Source organism: Vreelandella subglaciescola (genome assembly GCF_900142895.1).
Taxonomy (GTDB): domain Bacteria; phylum Pseudomonadota; class Gammaproteobacteria; order Pseudomonadales; family Halomonadaceae; genus Vreelandella; species Vreelandella subglaciescola.
In genome coordinates this window covers 183,589-203,588 of the sequence record NZ_LT670847.1, presented here as the reverse complement: position 1 = coordinate 203,588, position 20,000 = coordinate 183,589, and the positions used below count along the sequence as shown (strand labels likewise).

General features: G+C 60.6%; 18 protein-coding genes and 1 tRNA gene. 15 read left to right on the top strand and 4 right to left on the bottom strand.

What is annotated here, in order from left to right; translation table 11 throughout:
- Window positions 1–201: 201 nt before the first annotated feature.
- The 7 genes from dsbD to purH all read left to right on the top strand — a co-directional run bounded on the left by dsbD (window position 202) and on the right by purH (window position 8,453).
- Window positions 202–2,097 carry a protein-disulfide reductase DsbD gene (gene dsbD, locus B5495_RS00870; protein ID WP_079554835.1) on the top strand — a complete coding sequence of 632 codons (1,896 nt, stop codon included), beginning with the start codon at window positions 202–204 and terminating at the stop codon, window positions 2,095–2,097.
- Between the two features lie 464 nt (window positions 2,098–2,561).
- Entirely contained in the window at window positions 2,562–3,029 is a 468-nt protein-coding gene (accB, locus tag B5495_RS00865) for an acetyl-CoA carboxylase biotin carboxyl carrier protein (protein WP_079550513.1), read from the top strand.
- A 31-nt stretch (window positions 3,030–3,060) separates the two neighbouring features.
- Entirely contained in the window at window positions 3,061–4,401 is a 1,341-nt protein-coding gene (gene accC / locus B5495_RS00860) for an acetyl-CoA carboxylase biotin carboxylase subunit (RefSeq protein WP_079550511.1), read from the top strand.
- A gap of 113 nt (window positions 4,402–4,514) precedes the next feature.
- On the top strand, window positions 4,515–5,438 hold the full coding sequence (gene prmA, locus B5495_RS00855; RefSeq protein WP_079550509.1) for a 50S ribosomal protein L11 methyltransferase: 924 nt from the start codon (window positions 4,515–4,517) through the stop codon (window positions 5,436–5,438).
- 17 nt (window positions 5,439–5,455) lie between these two features.
- Entirely contained in the window at window positions 5,456–6,493 is a 1,038-nt protein-coding gene (gene dusB / locus B5495_RS00850; RefSeq protein WP_079550508.1) for a tRNA dihydrouridine synthase DusB, read from the top strand.
- Entirely contained in the window at window positions 6,490–6,825 is a 336-nt protein-coding gene (gene fis, locus B5495_RS00845; RefSeq protein WP_079550506.1) for a DNA-binding transcriptional regulator Fis, read from the top strand. The genes dusB and fis overlap by 4 nt, the downstream gene beginning before the upstream one ends.
- 47 nt (window positions 6,826–6,872) lie before the next feature.
- Window positions 6,873–8,453 (top strand): bifunctional phosphoribosylaminoimidazolecarboxamide formyltransferase/IMP cyclohydrolase, encoded by a 1,581-nt coding sequence (gene purH / locus B5495_RS00840; RefSeq protein WP_079550504.1) that lies wholly within the window; start codon window positions 6,873–6,875, stop codon window positions 8,451–8,453.
- A gap of 111 nt (window positions 8,454–8,564) precedes the next feature.
- On the opposite strand, the gene B5495_RS00835 is transcribed toward purH, so the two are convergent.
- Together B5495_RS00835 and folE are read right to left on the bottom strand one after the other, a co-directional pair.
- On the bottom strand, window positions 8,565–10,022 hold the full coding sequence (locus B5495_RS00835) for an NAD-dependent succinate-semialdehyde dehydrogenase (protein ID WP_079550502.1): 1,458 nt from the start codon (window positions 10,020–10,022) through the stop codon (window positions 8,565–8,567).
- Window positions 10,023–10,190: 168 nt separating this feature from the next.
- Window positions 10,191–10,742 (bottom strand): GTP cyclohydrolase I FolE, encoded by a 552-nt coding sequence (gene folE, locus B5495_RS00830; RefSeq protein ID WP_079550500.1) that lies wholly within the window; start codon window positions 10,740–10,742, stop codon window positions 10,191–10,193.
- A 300-nt stretch (window positions 10,743–11,042) separates the two neighbouring features.
- On the opposite strand from folE, the gene B5495_RS00825 reads away from it, so the two are divergent.
- Window positions 11,043–11,609, top strand: a complete 567-nt coding sequence (locus B5495_RS00825) for a hypothetical protein (RefSeq protein WP_079550499.1) — start codon at window positions 11,043–11,045, stop codon at window positions 11,607–11,609.
- Window positions 11,610–11,638: 29 nt separating this feature from the next.
- Here B5495_RS00825 and B5495_RS00820 read toward each other — a convergent pair whose 3' ends face one another.
- Together B5495_RS00820 and B5495_RS00815 are read right to left on the bottom strand one after the other, a co-directional pair.
- Window positions 11,639–12,613 carry a serine/threonine protein kinase gene (locus B5495_RS00820; protein ID WP_079550497.1) on the bottom strand — a complete coding sequence of 325 codons (975 nt, stop codon included), beginning with the start codon at window positions 12,611–12,613 and terminating at the stop codon, window positions 11,639–11,641.
- 33 nt (window positions 12,614–12,646) lie between these two features.
- Complete coding sequence (locus tag B5495_RS00815; protein WP_079550495.1) at window positions 12,647–13,357, bottom strand: ComF family protein; 711 nt, start codon at window positions 13,355–13,357, stop codon at window positions 12,647–12,649.
- Between the two features lie 110 nt (window positions 13,358–13,467).
- Here B5495_RS00815 and B5495_RS00810 point away from each other — a divergent pair.
- The 7 genes from B5495_RS00810 (at window position 13,468) to B5495_RS00780 (ending at window position 19,936) form a co-directional block, all read left to right on the top strand.
- Window positions 13,468–13,552, top strand: a tRNA-Leu gene (locus B5495_RS00810).
- 377 nt (window positions 13,553–13,929) lie between these two features.
- Entirely contained in the window at window positions 13,930–14,559 is a 630-nt protein-coding gene (locus B5495_RS00805) for a hypothetical protein (RefSeq protein WP_079550493.1), read from the top strand.
- Between the two features lie 63 nt (window positions 14,560–14,622).
- A complete protein-coding gene (locus B5495_RS00800) occupies window positions 14,623–15,630 on the top strand; it encodes a hypothetical protein (RefSeq protein ID WP_231897208.1) in 1,008 nt (335 codons plus the stop codon).
- Between the two features lie 157 nt (window positions 15,631–15,787).
- Complete coding sequence (locus tag B5495_RS00795; RefSeq protein WP_079550492.1) at window positions 15,788–16,306, top strand: FxsA family protein; 519 nt, start codon at window positions 15,788–15,790, stop codon at window positions 16,304–16,306.
- 182 nt (window positions 16,307–16,488) lie between these two features.
- Window positions 16,489–16,782, top strand: a complete 294-nt coding sequence (locus B5495_RS00790) for a co-chaperone GroES (RefSeq protein ID WP_079550490.1) — start codon at window positions 16,489–16,491, stop codon at window positions 16,780–16,782.
- 56 nt (window positions 16,783–16,838) lie between these two features.
- Window positions 16,839–18,485, top strand: coding sequence for a chaperonin GroEL (groL, locus tag B5495_RS00785; protein WP_079550488.1), 1,647 nt, complete (start codon window positions 16,839–16,841; stop codon window positions 18,483–18,485).
- 128 nt (window positions 18,486–18,613) lie between these two features.
- Window positions 18,614–19,936: an IS4 family transposase gene (locus tag B5495_RS00780; protein WP_079550486.1), complete on the top strand. Its 1,323-nt coding sequence runs from the start codon at window positions 18,614–18,616 to the stop codon at window positions 19,934–19,936.
- Window positions 19,937–20,000 lie beyond the last annotated feature (64 nt).

The following is a 20,000-nucleotide window of genomic DNA, read 5'->3' as shown; positions in this document are numbered from 1 at the left end:
GCTTCTATCCCACCGCCGGCGCAGCCGCGACAGATGGGCGCACCTGATACACAGAATCTATCCCGCGCCCCGCTGTCCATATAGCGTACTCCCGTTCCGGTCGCGTTTTTCTGCCCAGCTGCTTTTCAGCAAGAAGGATATCCCGTGTTGTTTCATGTTCACTTGCCTGCCCGTCTGACCGCGCTCTCGCGCCATGATGCCTTGTCGCTACTGGCCTTGTGGCTATTGGCCGTGTTACTGCTTGCCGTACCGTTCAGCAGCGCTCAGGCACAGTGGTTTTCTGACGATCAGAGTGATTTTCTGCCCGTGCGCGAGGCGTTTCAGCCCAGCGCCTGGCACAACGGCGACACGCTGTATATCGGCGTCAAGGCCGCCGAGGAGTACTACCTCTACCGCCACCAGTTCGCCGTAGAAAGCCAGACGCCGGACGTCAGCCTGGGCGAACCGAAAATCCCCCCCGGCACCTTCACCACCGATGAGTTTCTCGGCGATGTCTACACGTTCCGCGATAGCGTGGTATTCGAGGTGCCGCTGGAAGCGCCCCACGCCGGTCCGTTTACGCTTGAGCTGACGTTTCAGGGCTGTGCCGATGCCGGGCTTTGCTATCCACCCGAGCGCATGACGCTTGAAGCCGGCGAAACCCGGGCCCCCGCCGCCTTTGCCGGTGAACAAACGGCGGCCACCGCATCCGAGGCGTCCGCAGCTTCGCCCAGCAACGGCCCCGACCAGAAACAGCAAGAGAACAGCGCGGCCGCTGCCGACTTTAGCGGCCCCCAAAGCGAAGATCACCGCTTTGCCAGCCTGCTCAACGAGGCCAGCCTGCCGCTGGCGCTGGGGCTTTTCTTCCTCGCCGGGCTCGGGCTTACCTTCACCCCCTGCGTACTGCCTATGCTGCCGATCATGTCGTCGATCATCGTCGGCCAGAATCCGACGCGCCCGCGCGCCTTCGTGCTCTCGACGAGCTACGTGCTGGGCATGGCGCTGACCTACGCGCTGGTCGGCGTGCTGATGGGGCTGTTCGGCGCCGGGCTTAACCTGCAGGCACACCTGCAGTCAGCGCCGGTGCTGATTACCTTTGCCGTGCTGTTCACGCTGTTTGCGCTGGCCATGTTTGGTGCCTTTGAGCTGCGCCTCTCGCCGCGTATCGCAACCAAAGTGGACGCCTGGCAAGCTCGCGCCCAGCAAAGCGGCCCGCTGGGGCTGGCCGTGGCCGGTGCGCTGTCGGTACTCGTGGTATCGCCCTGCGTGACCGCGCCGCTGGCCGGCGCCATGGTGTTCATCTCGTCCACCGGCGACGGCGTGCTGGGCGGCATGGTGCTGTTTGCGCTGGGGCTGGGCATGGGGGTGCCGCTACTTTTGGTGGGCACTTTTGGGGCCACGCTGCTGCCACGCTCCGGTGCGTGGATGAACGGCGTCAAGATTGCCTTTGGCCTACTGCTGCTGGGCGTTGCCATCTGGATGATTGAACGCTTGGTAAGCGCCCCACTGGCACTGATGCTGTGGGCCGCGCTGGCCGTGGGTACCGCGCTGACGCTGGGCGCACTGCAGTTCAACCAGCCGCAGGGCTGGGCGCGAGCGCGTCAGGCGCTGGGCGTTTTGCTGCTCGCCTGGGGCATTGCCCTGCTGCTCGGGGCCGCTCAGGGCAACGGTAATCCACTGCGCCCGCTGCAAAACCTGCAGCACGCTGGCAACGGCGGCGCAGCGGCGGTGGCAACGCCCGAGTTTACCCGGGTCGATACCCTGACCGGGCTTGAAGCCGAGCTTGAGCGCGCCAGCACTCAGGGAAAACCGGCGTTTGTCGACTTTACCGCCGAATGGTGCATTTCCTGCAAGATAATGGAGCGCGAGGTGTACCCCGATCCGCGCGTCGCCAAGGCACTTTCCGGCTATGCGCTGATTCAGGCCGACGTCACCGAGACCGACGATGACACCCGCGAGCTGCTGCAAAACTACGACCTGTTTGGTCCGCCCAGCCTGCTGTTTTTTGCCGGAGGCGAAGAAATCTCCCAGGCACGCATTCAGGGCGAAGTGGATGCCCAGCAGTTCAGCGCGCACCTTGAGCGTCTGGGGCAATGGCTGAACGGTCAGGCCGGTTAATCTACCGCCGCGCTGCCGGCAAGGTCATTTTTCCCATGACCTTGCCGGCATTTTGACGCGCCCATGACGCCAACGTCGTCAAACGTTCGTTTACGGCAGTCATATCTGGACACGCCTTTGCTTTGCTAGACATCAGGTCTTTTTTTCGGCAAACTTCGCCTTCACGTCGGCCTGAATACGCAGCACTGGGCATTGATAAAGCTGTAACGTTCGCTAACGTGCCGCGTTCTCTTTTATTTTTAGTCTGGTTTACTGCGACAAAAAGCGACGCTACCAAAGGCAAGATCAACGCGCTTTTTCACCACACGTGCTGCGCCGTTTAAGCGCTACCGCCGCGACTGCTGCCAATGCGGAGCTGCTACTTAAACGCTGCCGTTACGTCGACGAGCCGGGCTGTCACGGCTATCACTTTCAGCGCTTTTATTTTTGCTGTTTTTCACTTTCATTGAGGATGGGGTTCTCTCATGGATATTCGCAAAGTCAAAAAACTGATCGAGCTGTTGGAAGAATCCAATATCAGCGAGATCGAGATTCAGGAAGGCGAAGAGTCGGTACGCATCAGCCGCCACCCGAACGGCAGCGCCTATGCGCCGCAGCCGATGCCGCAGTATGCGCCGCCCCAGCAGCAGGCGCCCGATCCCGCCGCGCCGGGCCATGCCAGCCCCGCGCCGGAAGCCCCAGCCGCGCCTACCTACCGCGGCGAAGCCGTCAACTCGCCCATGGTCGGCACGTTTTACCGCAGCCCGGCGCCCGGCGCCAAGCCCTTCTCTGACGTCGGCGACACGGTGAAAAAAGGCGATACCGTGTGCATCGTTGAAGCCATGAAGATGATGAACCAGATCGAAGCCGACCGCGACGGCGTGGTGGAAGCCATTCTGGTGGAAGACGGCGAACCGGTGGAATTCGATCAGCCCATGATCGTGATCGCCTGATCTTTCATTTTTGACACGGGTGGACTCTCCCATGCTGGACAAGGTACTGATCGCCAATCGCGGCGAAATTGCCCTGCGTATTTTGCGCGCGTGCAAAGAGCTGGGCATCAAAACGGTCGCTGTGCACTCCAAGGCCGACCGCGAGCTGATGCATGTACGTCTCGCCGACGAGGCCGTATGTATTGGCCCGGCTTCCTCGGCACAGTCGTATCTGCATATTCCCGCGCTGATCAGCGCGGCTGAAGTCACCGATGCAAGCGCCATTCATCCCGGCTACGGCTTTCTTTCGGAAAACGCCGACTTTGCCGAACAGGTGGAACGCTCGGGCTTCAAATTCATCGGCCCGCGCGCTGACACCATTCGCCTGATGGGCGACAAGGTCAGCGCCATCCGGGCCATGAAAGAAGCCGGCGTACCCACTGTGCCCGGCTCCAACGGCCCGCTGGGCGACGACGGCGACGCCAACCTGGCCACCGCGCGGCGCATCGGCTATCCGGTTATCATCAAGGCCGCCTCCGGCGGCGGCGGGCGCGGCATGCGCGTGGTGCACAGCGAAGGCTCGCTGCTTTCGGCCATCAGCATCACCCGCACCGAAGCCAGCGCGGCGTTTGGTGACGGCACGGTTTACATGGAAAAATTCCTGGAAAAACCGCGCCACGTTGAGGTGCAGGTACTGGCCGACGGTCAGGGCAACGCCATTCACCTTTTTGATCGCGACTGCTCGCTGCAGCGCCGCCACCAGAAAGTGCTGGAAGAAGCCCCGGCGCCGGGTATCGATCCCGCCGCCCGGGAGAAGGTGCTCACCGCCTGCCGCGACGCCTGTATCGACATCAACTACCGCGGCGCGGGTACCTTCGAGTTTCTCTACGAAGACGGCGAGTTTTTCTTTATCGAGATGAACACCCGCGTGCAGGTCGAGCACCCGGTGACGGAAATGGTCACCGGCGTGGATATCGTCAAGGAACAGCTACGCATCGCCGCCGGCATGCCGCTGTCGATCACCCAGGACGACGTCAAAATCAACGGCCATTCCTTTGAGTGCCGCATCAACGCCGAAGACGCCCGCACCTTCATGCCCTCGCCGGGCAAGATCACGCTGTATCATCCGCCGGGCGGGCTGGGCGTGCGCATGGATTCGCACCTCTACACCGGCTACACCGTGCCGCCCCACTACGACTCGCTGATCGGCAAGCTGATCACCTGGGGAGAAGACCGCGACATCGCCCTGACGCGCATGCGCAACGCGCTGGACGAGCTGCTGGTCGAAGGTATCAAGACCAATATTGATCTGCACAAGGATCTGGTACGCGATAGCTACTTCCGCCAGGGCGGCGTCACTATCCACTATCTGGAAAAAAAGCTCGAGTCTTGACCGCTACCGCCGACGGCTGACGCGGATCACTGACGAGCCCTACTTGTCATACTCAACCTGATACGGGGTGGCCAGCGCCACCCCGTCCTTTTCCCCGCCGTGCGGAGAACGCCATGCCCTGGCTACAACTCAAGGCCCATGTGGCTCCCGAACAGGCCGAACAGCTGGAAGAGCTGTTGCTTGACGAAGGGGCGACGGCCATTGGCCTGCAGGACGCCGAAGACGACCCCGTATTCGAGCCCGAGCGCGGCACCACGCCGCTGTGGCAGGATACCGTGCTGACCGGCCTCTATGATGACCTGGAAGGCGTGGGCGAAATGCTGGAGCGGATTCACGCCACCTGGGCCGAGCATTTTCCCGGCGAACCCTGCCCCGAGATCGAATACGAGCTGCTGGCCGACCGCGACTGGGAACGCGAATGGATGGACAGCTTTGAGCCGCTGCAAATGGGCCAGCGGCTGTGGATCGTGCCCAGCTGGCATACTCCGCCAGCTTCTGATGCCGTCAACCTAATGCTCGACCCGGGGCTGGCCTTTGGTACCGGCACACACCCCACCACCGCGCTGTGCCTGGCCTGGCTGGATGCGCTGGCGGTAGACGGCGAGCTGGCCGGCACCCGCGTGCTCGACGTGGGCTGCGGTTCGGGCATTCTGGCCATCGCCGCGCTGAAGCTGGGGGCGAGCCACGCCGTGGGCACCGACATCGACCCTCAGGCGCTGCAGGCCAGCCGCGACAACGCCGAGCGTAACGCCGTTGCTGACGCCGATCTGGCGCTGTACTACCCTGAACAGCTCGCCGAACAGCTGCCTGACCAGCGCTACCCCATCGTCACCGCCAATATTCTGGCCGGCCCGCTGATCGAGCTTGCCGCCACCATTGCCGGCCACGTGGCACCGGGCGGGCGCATTGCGCTATCCGGTATTCTCGCCAATCAGGCCGACGATGTTAGCGCGGCCTATGAGGTTCAAGGGCTTATCATCGATGAGCCGGAAATTCGCGAAGGCTGGGTTCGCCTGACCGGCACACGCCCGAATTAAACGCCCGGATTAACGCTATGACACCACCATCATCGGCTGTTTCCATCGGCCCTTATACGCTACCCAACCGCGTGATACTCGCGCCGATGGCGGGCGTTACCGATCGCCCTTTTCGTCAGCTATGCCGGCGGCTGGGGGCCGGCTGGGTGGTGGGTGAAATGGTCACGGCCGACCCCAGCCTGTGGCATACACGCAAATCCCGGCAGCGCATGGATCATCGCGGCGAGCCCGCTCCCCGGGTGGTGCAGATTGCCGGCGGCGACGCCGAGATGCTCGCCGAAGCCGCGCGCCTGAACGCCGAACTGGGCGCCGAGGTGATCGATATCAACATGGGCTGCCCGGCGAAAAAAGTCTGCCGCAAGGCTGCCGGCTCGGCGCTTCTACGCGATGAACGGCTGGTCGCCGAGATCGTCGCAGGCGTAGTCGCCGCGGTGGACGTCCCCGTCACGCTCAAGATTCGCACCGGCTGGTGCGCCGACAGCAACAACGCCGTGCGCGTGGCCAAAATTGCCGAGGATGCCGGCATTCAGGCGCTGGCCGTGCACGGCCGCCACCGCCAGCAGCGCTACGCCGGCGAGGCCGAATACGACACCATCGCCGAAGTGAAATCCCGGGTGTCGCTGCCGGTGTTTGCCAACGGCGATATCGACAGTCCCGAGAAAGCCGCACGCGTTCTGGCCTATACTCAGGCCGACGCACTGATGATCGGCCGCGGTGCCCAGGGCAACCCGTGGATCTTCGAGCAGGTCAGCCACTATCTGGACCACGGCATTCATATGGCGCCGCCGACGCTTGACGAGCGCCATCAGGTACTCGGCGAACATCTTGCCACGCTGCACGCTTTTTACGGCGAGGTCATGGGTGTGCGCATCGCGCGCAAGCATGTGGGCTGGTATCTCGCCGCGGATACGCGCTTTGACGCCGCGCTCCAGCGCACTTTGAAGCAGCAGTTCAACGCGCTGGACACCCCGGCGGCGCAGTTTGCCTGGATGAACAATGCCATGGCGCCGGATGCCCCTGCGCGCCTGTTAGCTAAAGGAAGCCATGCCGCATGACTGACCGCAATCTGATGTCACATGGCGCTCACGCAAGCGCCGGCCTGGCTCACTCGACGCCGCCCCGCGCAGCAGCGCCGGATACACCGCCCCAGCCGCTGCGCGAAGCCGTGGAAACCTCCATGCGGCGCTATTTTGAACACCTCGACGGCGGCGAAACCAGCGACCTTTACGCCATGGTCATGGCCGAGGTGGAAACCCCGCTGCTGGCCTCGGTGATGGAATACACCAACGGCAACCAGACCCGCGCCGCCAAGGTATTGGGGCTTAACCGCGGCACCCTGCGCAAAAAACTCAAAGCGTACGGCTTTATTGATAGCGACGCCCCCTGAGGGGCGTCGTTGTTTTCCTCTTGAACTCATTGCAAACGAGCACATTGATGGCTAATACCGCGACTCCCGTTCGCCGCGCTTTGCTAAGCGTTTCCGATAAAACCGGCATCGTTGACTTTGCCCGTGGCCTTAGCGACCACGGCGTCGAGCTGTTGTCCACCGGCGGTACTTTCCGCCTGCTGCAGGACAATCAGGTGCCCGTTACGGAAGTGTCCGAGCACACCGGCTTTCCGGAAATCATGGACGGACGGGTCAAGACCCTGCATCCCAAAATCCACGGCGGCATTCTGGCTCGCCGCGGGCAGGACGATGCGGTCATGGCGGAAAACGACATCACGCCGATCGATATGGTCGTGGTCAACCTGTATCCCTTTGCCGCGACCGTGGCCAAACCCGACTGCAGCCTGACTGACGCCATCGAGAACATCGACATCGGCGGGCCGACAATGGTGCGCGCCTGCGCCAAAAACCACGCCTACACCACCATTGTGGTCAACACCGTCGACTACGCCCGGGTGCTCGAAGAGCTGGGCGCACAGCAGGGTCAGGTCAGCACCGCCACGCGTTTTGATCTGGCGGTCAAGGCGTTTGAACATACCGCCGGCTACGACGGCGCCATCGCCGACTATCTGGGTCGTCAGATCAATGCCGAAGATGCCAACTTCCCGCGCACCTTCAACCTGCAGCTGGCCAAAAAGCAGGACATGCGCTACGGCGAAAACCCGCACCAGAACGCCGCGTTTTATGTCGACCCCGAGGCCAGCGAGCCCGGCGTGGCCACTGCACAGACGCGTCAGGGCAAGCCGCTGTCGTTTAACAACATTGCCGATACCGATGCGGCTTTCGAGTGCGTCAAGGCCTTTGACGACACCGCCTGCGTGATCGTCAAGCACGCCAACCCCTGCGGTGTCGCCGTGGGCAAAAGCGCCGCTGACGCCTACGACATGGCCTTCAAGACCGACCCCACCAGCGCCTTTGGCGGCATCATTGCGTTCAACGTCGCACTCGACGCCGACACTGCCCGCATGATCGTTGATCGCCAGTTTGTCGAAGTCATCATCGCCCCCGGGATTGATGACGCCGCCGCCGCGATCGTCGCGGAAAAGCGCAACGTGCGCCTGCTCGATGCCAGCGCCGGCTGGCCGATCGACGCCGCAGCGCCCGCGCTGGATTACAAGCGCGTTAACGGCGGGCTGCTGGTGCAGGAACGCGACCACGGCATGGTCAGCCGCGATGAGCTGAAAGTGGTCAGCGAGCGCGCACCCTCGGAGCAGGAATTGGATGATCTAACCTTTGCCTGGCGCGTGGCCAAGTTCGTCAAGTCAAATGCCATCGTCTACGCCAAGGGCGGCCAGACCGTGGGCGTCGGCGCGGGGCAGATGAGCCGCGTGTACTCCGCCAAAATCGCCGGCATCAAAGCCGCCGACGAGAATCTCTCGGTGCCCGGCTCGGTGATGGCGTCAGATGCCTTCTTCCCCTTCCGTGACGGCATCGATGCCGCCGCTGCTGCAGGCATTACCGCGGTTATCCAGCCGGGCGGCTCCATGCGCGATCAGGAAGTGATCGACGCGGCCAACGAAGCCGGCATTGCCATGGTGTTTACCGGTATGCGTCACTTTCGCCACTAAGGGTCGTCACTGATATCAGGCGAACACATAAAACCGGCGGCTGGTTGAACCAGCCGCCGGTTTTTTATGCGGGTCATCCCGTACTACGCGAGTGCTTCCGTACTGCCAGCGCTAGCTAATATCCATGCACAGATACTTGGTTTCCAGGTACTCATCCAGCCCCTGGTGGCCGCCTTCGCGCCCCAGCCCTGACGCTTTCATCCCGCCGAACGGCGCGGCGGCGTTGGAGATTGCGCCGGTATTGATGCCCACCATGCCGTACTCAAGCGCATCGGCCACGCGCCATACACGCGCCAGATTCTGCGAATAAAAGTACGACGCCAGCCCGTAACGGGTGTCATTGGCCATCTCGATAGCGCTTTCTTCGTCATCAAACGGGAACACCGCGGCGAGCGGACCGAAGGTTTCTTCCTGAGCCACCAGCATATCGGGGGTCGCACCGCTGATCAGCGTCGGCGAGAAGAAGTTGCCGCCCAGCGGATGCGGATGTCCGCCCAGCATCAGCTCGGCACCTTTGTCGACCGCATCCTTGACGTGTTCGGTAACTTTCTTGACCCCGGCTTCATCAATCAGCGGGCCGATATTGTTGTTGGCTTTTTCACCGTCACCCACGTGCAGCTCGCTGTGCATGGCCACCGCGAGCTTTTCACAGAAGGCGTTGACCACGCTCGACTGCACCAGAAAACGGTTGGTGCAGATGCAGGTTTGCCCGGCGTTGCGAAACTTCGCCGCCATCGCGCCTTCCACGGCGGCGTCCAGATCGGCATCCTCAAACACGATAAAGGGCGCGTTGCCGCCCAGCTCCAGCGAAATCTTCTGCACGTTCTCGGCGGCCTGGGTCATCAGCTGGCTGCCCACTTCGGTGGAACCGGTAAAGGTAATCTTGCGCACCTTGGGCGACTGCGTCAGCGCTTTGGCGATGTCCTTGGCGCTGCCGGGAACCACGTTGAATACGCCCCGCGGAATCCCCGCGCGCTCGGCCAAAAGCGCCAGCGCCGTGGCCGAAAACGGCGTCTGGCTGGCCGGCTTGACCACAATCGTGCAGCCCGCCGCCAGCGCCGCACCGGCTTTGCGCGTGATCATCGCCGCAGGGAAATTCCACGGCGTGATCGCGCCCACAACGCCCACCGGCTGTTTGGTGATGACGATGCGCTGGTTGGCCTTGGCGGCGGGAATGGTTTCCCCGTAAGCGCGGCGCCCTTCTTCCGCAAACCAGCGCAAAAAGCTCGCCGCGTAGGCGATCTCGCCCTCGGCTTCCTTGAGCGGCTTGCCCTGCTCGTGGGTCATCAGCATGGCCAGATCCCGCTGATGCTCGAGCATCAGGTCGTACCACTTGAGCAGCAAATCGGCGCGCTGCTGCGCGGTCATCGCGCGCCAGGCCGGCTGGGCCGCGTCGGCGGCATCAATCGCCCGCAGGGTCTCGGCTTCGCCCAGACGTGGCACGTTGCCGACAACTTCGTTGGTGGCAGGATTGTAGACGCTGATTTGCTCACCGCTATCAGCGGCGACCCAGCTGCCGTCGATATACGCAAACGGGCAATAAAGCTGGGTTTCTTTTAGCGATTCCATGACGGACTCCAGACCAGAGGGTGGCATTGGGGCATAAACAACCGTTGCCTTCATGCTAAGACGAAATACCGCGCCTAACCAAGGATGACAGCGCAATTAACCCCAAGTAGCGCGGTTATTCACCACGAGAGGTACAAGGGTAGAAATACAAGGATAAAGGTCTGGCCGTCAGCTGATAAGTGTCAGGAACTCCTGGCGCGTGGGCTGGTTGTTACGAAACGCGCCAAGCATGACCGACGACGACATGCTGGAGTTCTGCTTTTCCACCCCGCGCATCATCATGCACAGGTGCTGCGCCTCGATGACGACCGCCACCCCGCGCGCATCGGTCACTTCCTGAACGGCCTCGGCAATCTGCAGCGTCAGGTTTTCCTGGATCTGCAGGCGGCGGGCAAACATGTCGGTAATACGGGCAAATTTGGACAGCCCCAGCACCTTGCCCCGGGGTAGATACGCCACGTGACACTTGCCGATGAACGGCAGCAGGTGATGCTCGCAGATGGAGTAAAGCTCAATATCCTTGACCAGCACCATCTCGTCGGTTTGTGATTCAAACACGGCGCCGTTGACGATTTCTTCAAGCGTCTGATGGTAACCGGCGGTCAAAAACTGCATCGCCTTGGCCGCTCGCTGGGGCGTATCTTTCAGCCCTTCGCGGTCAGGGTTTTCGCCCAGATGCTGCATGATCTGGCGGTAGTGCTGCGCGATTTCATCGGTCATGTGACGCCTCGTTGTTCCTTTATTTATCAAGACTCTTGCTCGTAAGACTCTTATTCAGTAAGACTTTGGCTCATTCAATACGCTGAAAGCCCGCCCTCGCGCCGGGCGACGCCGGTATGACGAGACATGCCACTAGCATGGCAAGACATACCACTATACAGCAGGCAGCCAGGGCACCGGTAAGCCGCAACGGCGGCATGCAACAGTGCAGCGCGACGTGCCATCGGCAAAATCTCACACTGTGATATAATAGCGGCAGTGTTTTAGCCTGTCGGCAGTCACCAACCGCGAGAGACCGTTATGTCCTTCATCAAGACACCCTTGCTAGCGTCATCCCTGTTATCGGCTCTGCTGATCGCCCCGTTGTCGGCGTCAGCGGCCACGCTGTCGTTGCCGGACGATGCCACCGTCGGCGTGGAGCTGGTCGATGCCATCAGCTTTGCCGACGGCCAGAACCGCCAGGAGGGTATTTTATTAAGACCCGCTGATATTAGCCAGGCCTCGCATACCCTGCCCGAATACTGCGTCATCGTGGGTGATGCCCAGCGCGACGACGCCCGCGTACGCATCACCACCCACGACGTCACCTGCATTGAAACCGACGAGGCCGACAGCTCGATTTTCTCCGGCGAGATCGACGCCGCCGTTTACGGCGATGACGGTGACTACGGCCTCAGCTGCAACGGCGCTGACTGCGAGCTGGCATCGGGCCACGCGTTTACGCTGACCCTCAACGCGCCGCTGGAAATTACCGAGCAGGACAACCCCTCGGCACGGATCAATGAGAAGCGCCGCCAGACCGACGGCGAAGGCGTGGCCAACCCCATTCCCGCTGATCGCCCGGACCCTGACGCCAGCGACGAATAGGCCGTTACCCTTCTTTCAGGACTCTTCTTTCAGGCCAGCCAGCGCGGCGTTTTCAACTGCAGCCGCTGCTGCTCAAGCTGGCGAATATGCCCGTCCCAATACCCGCTTTCACCCAGCCAGGGAAACGCCTGGGGGAAAGCGGGATCGTCCCAACGCGCGGCAAGCCAGGCGCTGTGGCGCACCAGCCGATAGCTGCGTAGCGGCTCGATCAGATCAAGCTCGGCGTGGGGAAATGGCCGCTCTTCTTCATAACCTTCGCTGATCTCACTCAGCTGGGCACGCCAGGCGGCCGGCTCGTCAATAGCGAGCAGCATCCAGATATCCTGAATCGCCGGCGCCATCAGGCAGTCGTCAAAATCCACCAGCGTAAACGCTTCGTCGCGCCCCAGAATATTACCCAGGTGACAGTCACCGTGACAGCGGATCATCTTCGCCGGCGCCGTGGGATGGCCCTCCAGCGCCTTCATGAGATGTGAGGTCACCGTTTCGTAAGCGCGCCGCTGGTGTTTCGTCAGCCAACCGCTTTTCAACACCTTGGCACTTGCTTCGGCCACATCTGACGCCAGCGCCAGCTGCCGCCGATGGGTAAACGTCTGACGGCTGGCCACCGTATGCAGCCGGCCCAGCACTCCACCCAGTGCAAACAGATGCGCGGGGTTATCAAGCTCGGGGGCCTGCCCTGCCTGCTGTGGAAACAGCGCAAAATCAAAGCCGCCAAAATGATGCAGCGTCTGCCCGCCGGCCAGGCGCAACGGCGCTACCACGCGAACGCCGGCCTGCAAAAGTTCGTGAAGATAGTCGTGCTCTTCCTGAATGGCCGCCGTCGTCCAGCGCTTGGGACGATAAAACTTGACGACCCAGCCACAGCGTTCGTCGTCGCGGAACAGCAGCACGCGGTTCTCGTAGCTGTTTAACGCAAAGGGTTCACCGGCCGGATAAATCCCGATCGACTCGATAGCCGTCACGATGGTAGCCGGCGATAGCGCGCTAAACGCATGGGTCATGTCCGCCTCCGCTTGGGTAAAAGCACTATCTTATCAAGGCGACGCCAGCGATGTACGCGCCAACGCGTAAATAGTTATCTCTCGTGCGCCGGCCTTTCGCGCCGCCAGTGCCAGCGCATTCGCCGTCGCTCCCGTGGTGACCACATCGTCAATAATCGCAATGCGTGCCGGCAGCGCTCGGGGCAGCGCAAACGCGTCGGCCAGATTGGCAAACCGTGCGCGGCGTGAAAGCGCACGCTGGCTGGGCGTATCCGCCTTGCGCGTCGCCTTCATTACCGGCAGCCCCAGGCGCGACCCGATCTGCTCGGCAAGCCACTGCGACTGATTGAATCCGCGCTCGCGGGCCCGCGCAGGGTGCAGCGGTACCGGCAGCAGTGCCTGCGCCTGACGGTCATCCAGCGCCGAGACAAACAGCTCGGTGAGCAGCACGCCGGCTCTGGGCGACGCGTGAAACTTGAAGTCCTGCACCAGCTGACGAATGGCGCCCTCATACACCAGCGGCACGCACGCCGCATCAAAAGCCGGCGGGCTGTCGCGACAGTGCCGGCACAGGCCGCGAGCCCTTCCCAGTGGCTCGCCACAGGCACGACAGCCGTGCACGTTCCACGCCAGTGCCCGATAACAGGGCAAACACCAACTCAACCCTTGCTCGGGCGCCCCCAGACAAAAGGCGCAGTAGCCCGGCAGCAGGCGGTGCAGAACCTTCTCCAGCGCGGCCAGCGAACCCGCCACTTTTGTGTACATAATTCTGCCTCCCGCTCAAGCCGCGTAGCCAATGTCATAGCCAATGTATTGGTTGATGCGGATTAAACGTTGACTTTAGCCGAATAATGGGTAGGATGTGCATCGATTCTGCGGATGTGGTGGAATTGGTAGACACGCTAGATTTAGGTTCTAGTGCCGTAAGGCGTGGGAGTTCAAGTCTCCCCATCCGCACCAATTCAGTAATAAGCAAGCTCCCAATACCCGGTCATAGTTTTCCCCGACTATCTCCTTTCGCTCGGCGATTTCCCCCTAAGAGTTACGTGCCATCCGCTGGCTGCCCCGTCTGTATTACGTTACCCCTAACGCTTTAACACTCTTTTAGCTTCTCTCTGCGTCTTATGTTTTCAGCATTTGGCCTCGCTTTCCCTTGTTGCCGACTCCTGTACCCCCGTCTGCCTGAATTCAGGTGCATAGATACCCTCTACGGCTATTAGCTACCTTAACTCAGCTGTCGCAACAGGCATATTAACCTCTGTTTCTCTTCGCGCTTTACGCCTACAATCAAGCCAGTTATCCGCCTTGACACCTGAATTGAAGCAAGGAGCGCGACAATGGAATGGCTCAGTGAGCACGGCTCGGCCATCTCGGCTGTTACCAGCATATGTACGCTGTTCGTCTGGGTGTTTTATGCGCAGCTGCTTTACGCCGGCTATGCACGCCAGCGGCGCCCGCGGATCATCATTAACCGTGGCAAGGGCGTGGGCATGGAGGCGCTGTGCCTGATCAGCAACATGAGCAACGAAGCCATTTACGTGCAGCATCTGATCGCTGTCCTGCACACCGAAAAACAGGCCTACTCGCTGGACGTGGTCGAATACCAGCAGGAAGGCGACGATCAGGAAGAAGACTGCTATCGCACCCACCAGGGCCCGCTTGGCTCAGGTGATTACCTGCACGTACAGTCGTTTAACTCGATTCTGCAGCAGATTGTGAGCTACTGGGACATTGACGACGCCGTTCTCGAACAGGAAGGCCTATCGCTTGGTATACGCGTCGTGGCGCTCTACGGCTCAGAGGACATGCCCATCGGCGCTTGGCGCACCTTCAAGATGCACCTCTCTGAATCGCCGGCGCGCCAGCTGGCGCCAACCACCATCGACACCCACCGTATGAACAGCAAACGCGAGCGCAAGCGCGTTTTGCAGTGGGCAGAAGACATCGAAATACACAAAGCCTATTAAATCCTGCAGCACACAGCACATAACGACAACACAAGGCACAGCCTGACGCTTGGATAACACAGCATGAAAACACGTTTTTCTTTTCTACTGCTGGGCACCTTCGTCTTTTACCAGCCGGGCTATGCCAACGCCGCCGGTGTTAATGCTGGCGAACAGGACAGCGACCTGCCCGCCTGGGCCTCGGAACGCGTCGAACCGCTACGGGAGCGTATTGGCCTCTGGGTAGACGGCACTTCGCGCAGCATTGACAGCTTTTTTGGCACACAGGACAGTCTCGACGTCGACAACGAGTCGTACCTGCGCATCAGCCAGGAGCTCGACTGGATGGAAGGTGAAGGCTTCAACAATGATTTCGGCCTGCGCTACCGGATTGACCTACCCACCTCGGAAGAACGCTTGCGGCTCATTATTGAAAGCGACCCCGAAGAAACTCAGGGGACGCTTGCCGAACAGGGCTCCGGCCGGCTGACCAATGACCAGCGTGACCGACGCACCTCAACGCTGGGGCTGGACTGGCTGGAAAGCCGCGACAAGCGCGACAACTGGAGTAACCGCGTGAGTGCCGGTGTGCGGCTGCGCCTGCCTATTGACCCTTACGTGCGCTTTACCAGCAAGCGTCTATGGCAGCTGAGCGACGGCCCCTGGCAACTGGAATCCAATAACCGGCTTTCGTGGTTCAACAACGAAGGCTACTTTGCCCGTACCCGCTGGGATGTCGGCCGCCCGCTAAGCGACGCACAGCACCTACGATTTATTACCAACGTGCAGTGGCGCGAAGAAGAAGACACGCTTGAATACAGCGAAACCGCCGAGCTGAACCATCGGTTGAATGAGCGCAGCGCCCTGCGCTATTCCGCCATCGCCATTGGCGAAAGCGCGTCACACCCACGCATGACCAATTACTATCTGCAAACCCGCTATCGGCGCGACCTGCACAAGGGCGTGCTGTTCGCCGATGTGATCCCCGAGCTGCACTTTCAGCGCGAGACCAGCTACGACCCCCGCTGGGCCATGTCGCTGCGCGTGGAAATGTACTTTCAAAAGCAGTTGGCCGAAAACTATTTTGACTGACTGTTTGGACCGGCAATGCTGACGAACGACGTTGCTTAACGACATGGCGCATCCTATTGGTCCGTCATCCGGCTTGACGCTTGTTTTACGCGTGCTGCGTCACCATATTCTCCGCACTGTAGATTAAACACGCGCGCTGGAACGAGGCGGAGCCCCCATGCCGGTACTGATTGTTATTTCCCTATTTACCCTGCTCGATTTTGTCGTCCTGTTCAGCGTCGGCGGCCATATCGGGCTTTTGGCGACGCTGCTGCTGGTACTGCTCACCGGCATTGGCGGGCTGCACCTGATCCGCCGCGAGGGTGCCCACACCTTTGCCCGGGCGCGTGAGCGCCTCAACGCCGGCGAAGTCCCCTCCACCGAGCTGTTTACCGGCGCCGCCCTCATCTTTGGCGGTGCGCTGCTGATGGCACCGGGGTTTTTATCCGACGCCCTTGGCCTTGCCTGCCTGATACCCGATGCCCGGCGCCTGCTGTTCAAGCTGCTGGCCTGGCTGGGGTTAAAGGCCAGCGTCAGCGGTACTCAAAGCAGCAGCACCCACGGTGCCAACGAGTGGAATACCCAGCGCCCCTCGGGCTCACAGCGACGTTCGCGCAAGGCGGACCGACCGCATACCGAGGACGAGCCCCTTGAAGGCGATTTTATCGCCCACGACGAGCCGTTTCATCGGCGCTAGCCGGTCCGGCGGCCAAGGGAATGAAAAAAGCCGACTTTTTTCATTTGCGCCCCTTGAAAGGATGCCGCCAGCCCCCATTTTTTAGCCAGCACACAAGATCGGCGAGGCCGTGTGGCCTTGTCATTCAGTCGCCACTTATTGTTTATCAGTACCATCGTCTATCAAACCCCAGGAGAACGTGAATGAATATCCGTCCTTTGCACGATCGCGTTGTTATCCGTCGCGTTGAAGAAGAACAGACCACCGCTGGCGGCATCGTGCTTCCGGGCAACGCTCAGGAAAAGCCCACGCGCGGCACGGTCCTGGCAGTGGGTAACGGCCGGATTCTGGATAATGGCGACGTCCGCGCGCTGGATGTCAAAGTTAACGATACCGTGATTTTCAAAGACGGCTTTGGCGTCGAAAAGGAAAAAATTGACGGCGAAGAAGTCCTGATCATGAGCGAAGCCGACATTCTGGCCGTGGTCGAAGGCTAAGCAGCCGACGCTTTACGTTTCACGTTGACCTTTTAACTATTCAGGAATTATTCAACATGGCAGCTAAGCAAGTTAAGTTCTCTGATGATGCACGCAAGCGCATGATGCGCGGCGTTGACGTACTCGCTAACGCCGTAAAAGCAACGCTGGGCCCGAAAGGACGTAACGTTGTGCTGGACAAATCCTTCGGCGCGCCGACCGTGACCAAGGACGGCGTGTCCGTCGCCAAGGAAATCGAGCTGAAAGATAAGTTCGAGAACATGGGCGCGCAAATGGTCAAAGAGGTTGCGTCACAAACCTCTGACGCGGCCGGTGACGGCACCACCACGGCGACCGTTCTGGCCCATGCCATCGTTGCTGAAGGCCTGAAAGGCGTGACCGCCGGCATGAACCCGATGGACCTCAAGCGCGGCATTGACCAGGCCGTCGCGGCAGCGGTCAAAGAGATTCAAACGCTGTCCGTGCCCTGCACCGACACCAAGTCTATCGCCCAGGTGGGCACCATTTCCGCCAACGGCGACAAGCACATCGGTGAAATCATCGCTGAAGCGATGCAGAAAGTCGGCAAGGAAGGCGTGATCACCGTTGATGAAGGCCGCGGCTTTGACAACGAGCTGGAAGTCGTCGAAGGCATGCAGTTTGATCGCGGCTACCTCTCGCCCTACTTCGTGACCAACCACGAAACCATGGCGGTTGAACTGGAAGATCCGTTCCTCCTGCTGGTCGACAAGAAAGTCTCCAACATCCGCGAACTACTGCCGACCCTTGAAGCCGTCGCCAAGGCCGGTAAGCCGCTGGCTATCATCGCCGAAGACATCGAAGGCGAAGCGCTGGCTACTCTGGTGGTCAACAACATGCGTGGCATCGTCAAGGTTGCTGCGGCCAAAGCGCCCGGCTTCGGTGATCGTCGCAAATCCATGCTTCAGGACATCGCTATCCTGACCGGCGGCACGGTGATTTCCGAAGAAGTCGGTCTGACCCTCGAGCAGACCACGCTGGACCACCTGGGCACCGCCAAGCGCATTACCATGTCCAAGGAAAACACCACGATCATCGACGGTGCCGGCGCCGAAGCCGACATCGAGGCGCGCGTCAGCCAGATTCGTGCCCAGATCGAGGAAACGTCTTCCGACTACGACAAGGAAAAGCTGCAAGAGCGCGTGGCCAAGCTGGCCGGCGGCGTTGCGGTTATCCGCGTTGGTGCAGGTTCCGAAGTCGAGATGAAAGAGAAGAAGGCCCGCGTGGAAGACGCGCTGCACTCTACCCGTGCAGCGGTCGAAGAAGGCGTTGTGCCCGGCGGCGGTACCGCGCTGGTACGCGCGCTGTCCAAGGTGCGCGGCCTGACCGGCGACAACGAAGACCAGAACCACGGCATCAACATGGCGCTGCGCGCCATGGAAGCGCCGCTGCGTCAGATCGTCACCAACGCCGGTGACGAGCCCGCCCTCATCATCAGCCGCATCAAGGACGGCGAAGGCAACTTCGGCTACAACGCGCAAACCAGCGAGTTTGGCGACCTGTTCGAGATGGGCGTACTCGACCCGGCCAAGGTAACCCGCACCGCGCTGCAGTCTGCCGGTTCGGTTGCTGGTCTGATGATCACCACCGAATGCATGATCGCCGATGATCCGGACGAGCAAGACGCCGCGCCGGATATGGGCGGCATGGGCGGCGGTATGGGTGGAATGGGCGGCATGATGTAAGCCTCTCACCACGCTATTGCCAGCTAAAAAACCCCGCTTCGGCGTAATGCCAGTCAGTTAAGCCTTTCATCACCTGGCAGGTAATGCGATATTCCGGCATCAGCCACTTACTGATGCCGGATTTTTGTATGCATTTCAGTCAAGCCATTGGTGCCATCGCCAAAGCAGTACCCGACGACTTCTCCAGCCTCTCCGAGGTGCTGTCTCCCGACTTGATCGATACCTGCCTCGAGGAGGCCGGCGTCGCCACACTACGTAAACGACGACTGCCGCTGGACATGGTCGTTTGGGCCGTGGTCGGGATGGCCCTGTTCCGGCATATTCCCATGGGCCAGATCGTCAACCATCTTGATATTATGCTGCCCGGAAAACGGCCCTTTGTGGCACCCAGCGCCGTGGTTCAGGCACGTCAACGGCTGGGAGTCGATCCCGTGAAGCGTGTCTTCGAGCAGACACAAGCGCTTTGGCACCAACAGACGCCTCACCCGCATTGGTGCGGCCTGACCTTGCTGGGCGTTGATGGTGTCGTATGGCGCACGCCTGATTCTCCCGAGAACCACACCACATTTGCCCGGACCCGTAACGCACACCATGAAGCCGGTTATCCGCAGGTCCGTATGGTGTGTCAGATGGAGTTAACCAGTCATCTATTGACGGGATCCGCGTTCGATAGTGTGGCGAGGAGCGAGATGGACTTGACGCCAGAGCTCATCACCAGCACGCCGGATCACTCCCTGACGTTGTTTGACCGTGGTTTCTACTCGCTGGGGCTGTTGCATGCCTGGCAAAGCGCAGGCGAGCAGCGTCACTGGCTTATTCCGTTAAAAAAGGGTACGCAGTACCAGGAAGAGCGGTCGCTGGGTCGGCAGGATCGATTGGTGACATTAACGTCCTCTCCGCAAGCCCGAAAGAAGTGGCCCGGTTTACCGTCGACGGTCACCGCGCGCTTGCTACGGCGGAAAGTGAATGGAAAAGAGGTTCAAGTACTGACATCAATGACGGACCCGATGCGTTTTCCAGCGGCGGATATTGTCGATCTTTACAGCTACCGCTGGGAAATCGAACTGGGCTATCGGGAAATCAAGCAATCGTTGCTGGGAAATCGTATGACGCTGCGCAGTCGGACGCCCGAGATGATCTGCCAAGAGCTTTGGGGCACGTTACTCGCCTACAATCTGATTCGGTTTCAGATGGCTCGCATGGCTTACAGTTTAAAAGCCGTCCACCCGAATCAGCTCAGCTTTCATCAGGCGGCTCATTGGATTATCAAGGAGTTAACAGTGTTACCTTGGGTCTCGCCAGGCCGTATTCCCGAGGTAATTCAGTCAATGCTGGACATGGCACCGTCTTTTATCCTACCGGCGCGACGTGAGAGATCTTATCCCAGATCGGTCAAGCAAAGGCCGCAGAAGTATCCGACCAGACGAAAAATGCCAGTCAGGCTTAACTGACTGGCATTACCGCTTCGGCGGGGTTTTTTGTTCGTGGCTCCCTGATTCCGGCAAGAGGTTTTAT

Excerpts from the sequence above, each read along its gene's own strand:
- folE (WP_079550500.1), bottom strand. The coding sequence starts at position 10,742 with ATGACCGATGAAATCGCGCAGCACTACCGCCAGATCATGCAGCATCTG.
- prmA (WP_079550509.1), top strand. The coding sequence starts at position 4,515 with ATGCCCTGGCTACAACTCAAGGCCCATGTGGCTCCCGAACAGGCCGAA.
- B5495_RS00805 (WP_079550493.1), top strand. The coding sequence starts at position 13,930 with ATGGAATGGCTCAGTGAGCACGGCTCGGCCATCTCGGCTGTTACCAGC.
- B5495_RS00820 (WP_079550497.1), bottom strand. The coding sequence starts at position 12,613 with ATGACCCATGCGTTTAGCGCGCTATCGCCGGCTACCATCGTGACGGCT.
- purH (WP_079550504.1), top strand. The coding sequence starts at position 6,873 with ATGGCTAATACCGCGACTCCCGTTCGCCGCGCTTTGCTAAGCGTTTCC.
- accC (WP_079550511.1), top strand. The coding sequence starts at position 3,061 with ATGCTGGACAAGGTACTGATCGCCAATCGCGGCGAAATTGCCCTGCGT.
- B5495_RS00825 (WP_079550499.1), top strand. The coding sequence starts at position 11,043 with ATGTCCTTCATCAAGACACCCTTGCTAGCGTCATCCCTGTTATCGGCT.
- B5495_RS00835 (WP_079550502.1), bottom strand. The coding sequence starts at position 10,022 with ATGGAATCGCTAAAAGAAACCCAGCTTTATTGCCCGTTTGCGTATATC.
- B5495_RS00815 (WP_079550495.1), bottom strand. The coding sequence starts at position 13,357 with ATGTACACAAAAGTGGCGGGTTCGCTGGCCGCGCTGGAGAAGGTTCTG.
- dusB (WP_079550508.1), top strand. The coding sequence starts at position 5,456 with ATGACACCACCATCATCGGCTGTTTCCATCGGCCCTTATACGCTACCC.
- B5495_RS00795 (WP_079550492.1), top strand. The coding sequence starts at position 15,788 with ATGCCGGTACTGATTGTTATTTCCCTATTTACCCTGCTCGATTTTGTC.
- B5495_RS00790 (WP_079550490.1), top strand. The coding sequence starts at position 16,489 with ATGAATATCCGTCCTTTGCACGATCGCGTTGTTATCCGTCGCGTTGAA.
- B5495_RS00800 (WP_231897208.1), top strand. The coding sequence starts at position 14,623 with ATGAAAACACGTTTTTCTTTTCTACTGCTGGGCACCTTCGTCTTTTAC.
- B5495_RS00780 (WP_079550486.1), top strand. The coding sequence starts at position 18,614 with ATGCATTTCAGTCAAGCCATTGGTGCCATCGCCAAAGCAGTACCCGAC.
- fis (WP_079550506.1), top strand. The coding sequence starts at position 6,490 with ATGACTGACCGCAATCTGATGTCACATGGCGCTCACGCAAGCGCCGGC.
- groL (WP_079550488.1), top strand. The coding sequence starts at position 16,839 with ATGGCAGCTAAGCAAGTTAAGTTCTCTGATGATGCACGCAAGCGCATG.
- accB (WP_079550513.1), top strand. The coding sequence starts at position 2,562 with ATGGATATTCGCAAAGTCAAAAAACTGATCGAGCTGTTGGAAGAATCC.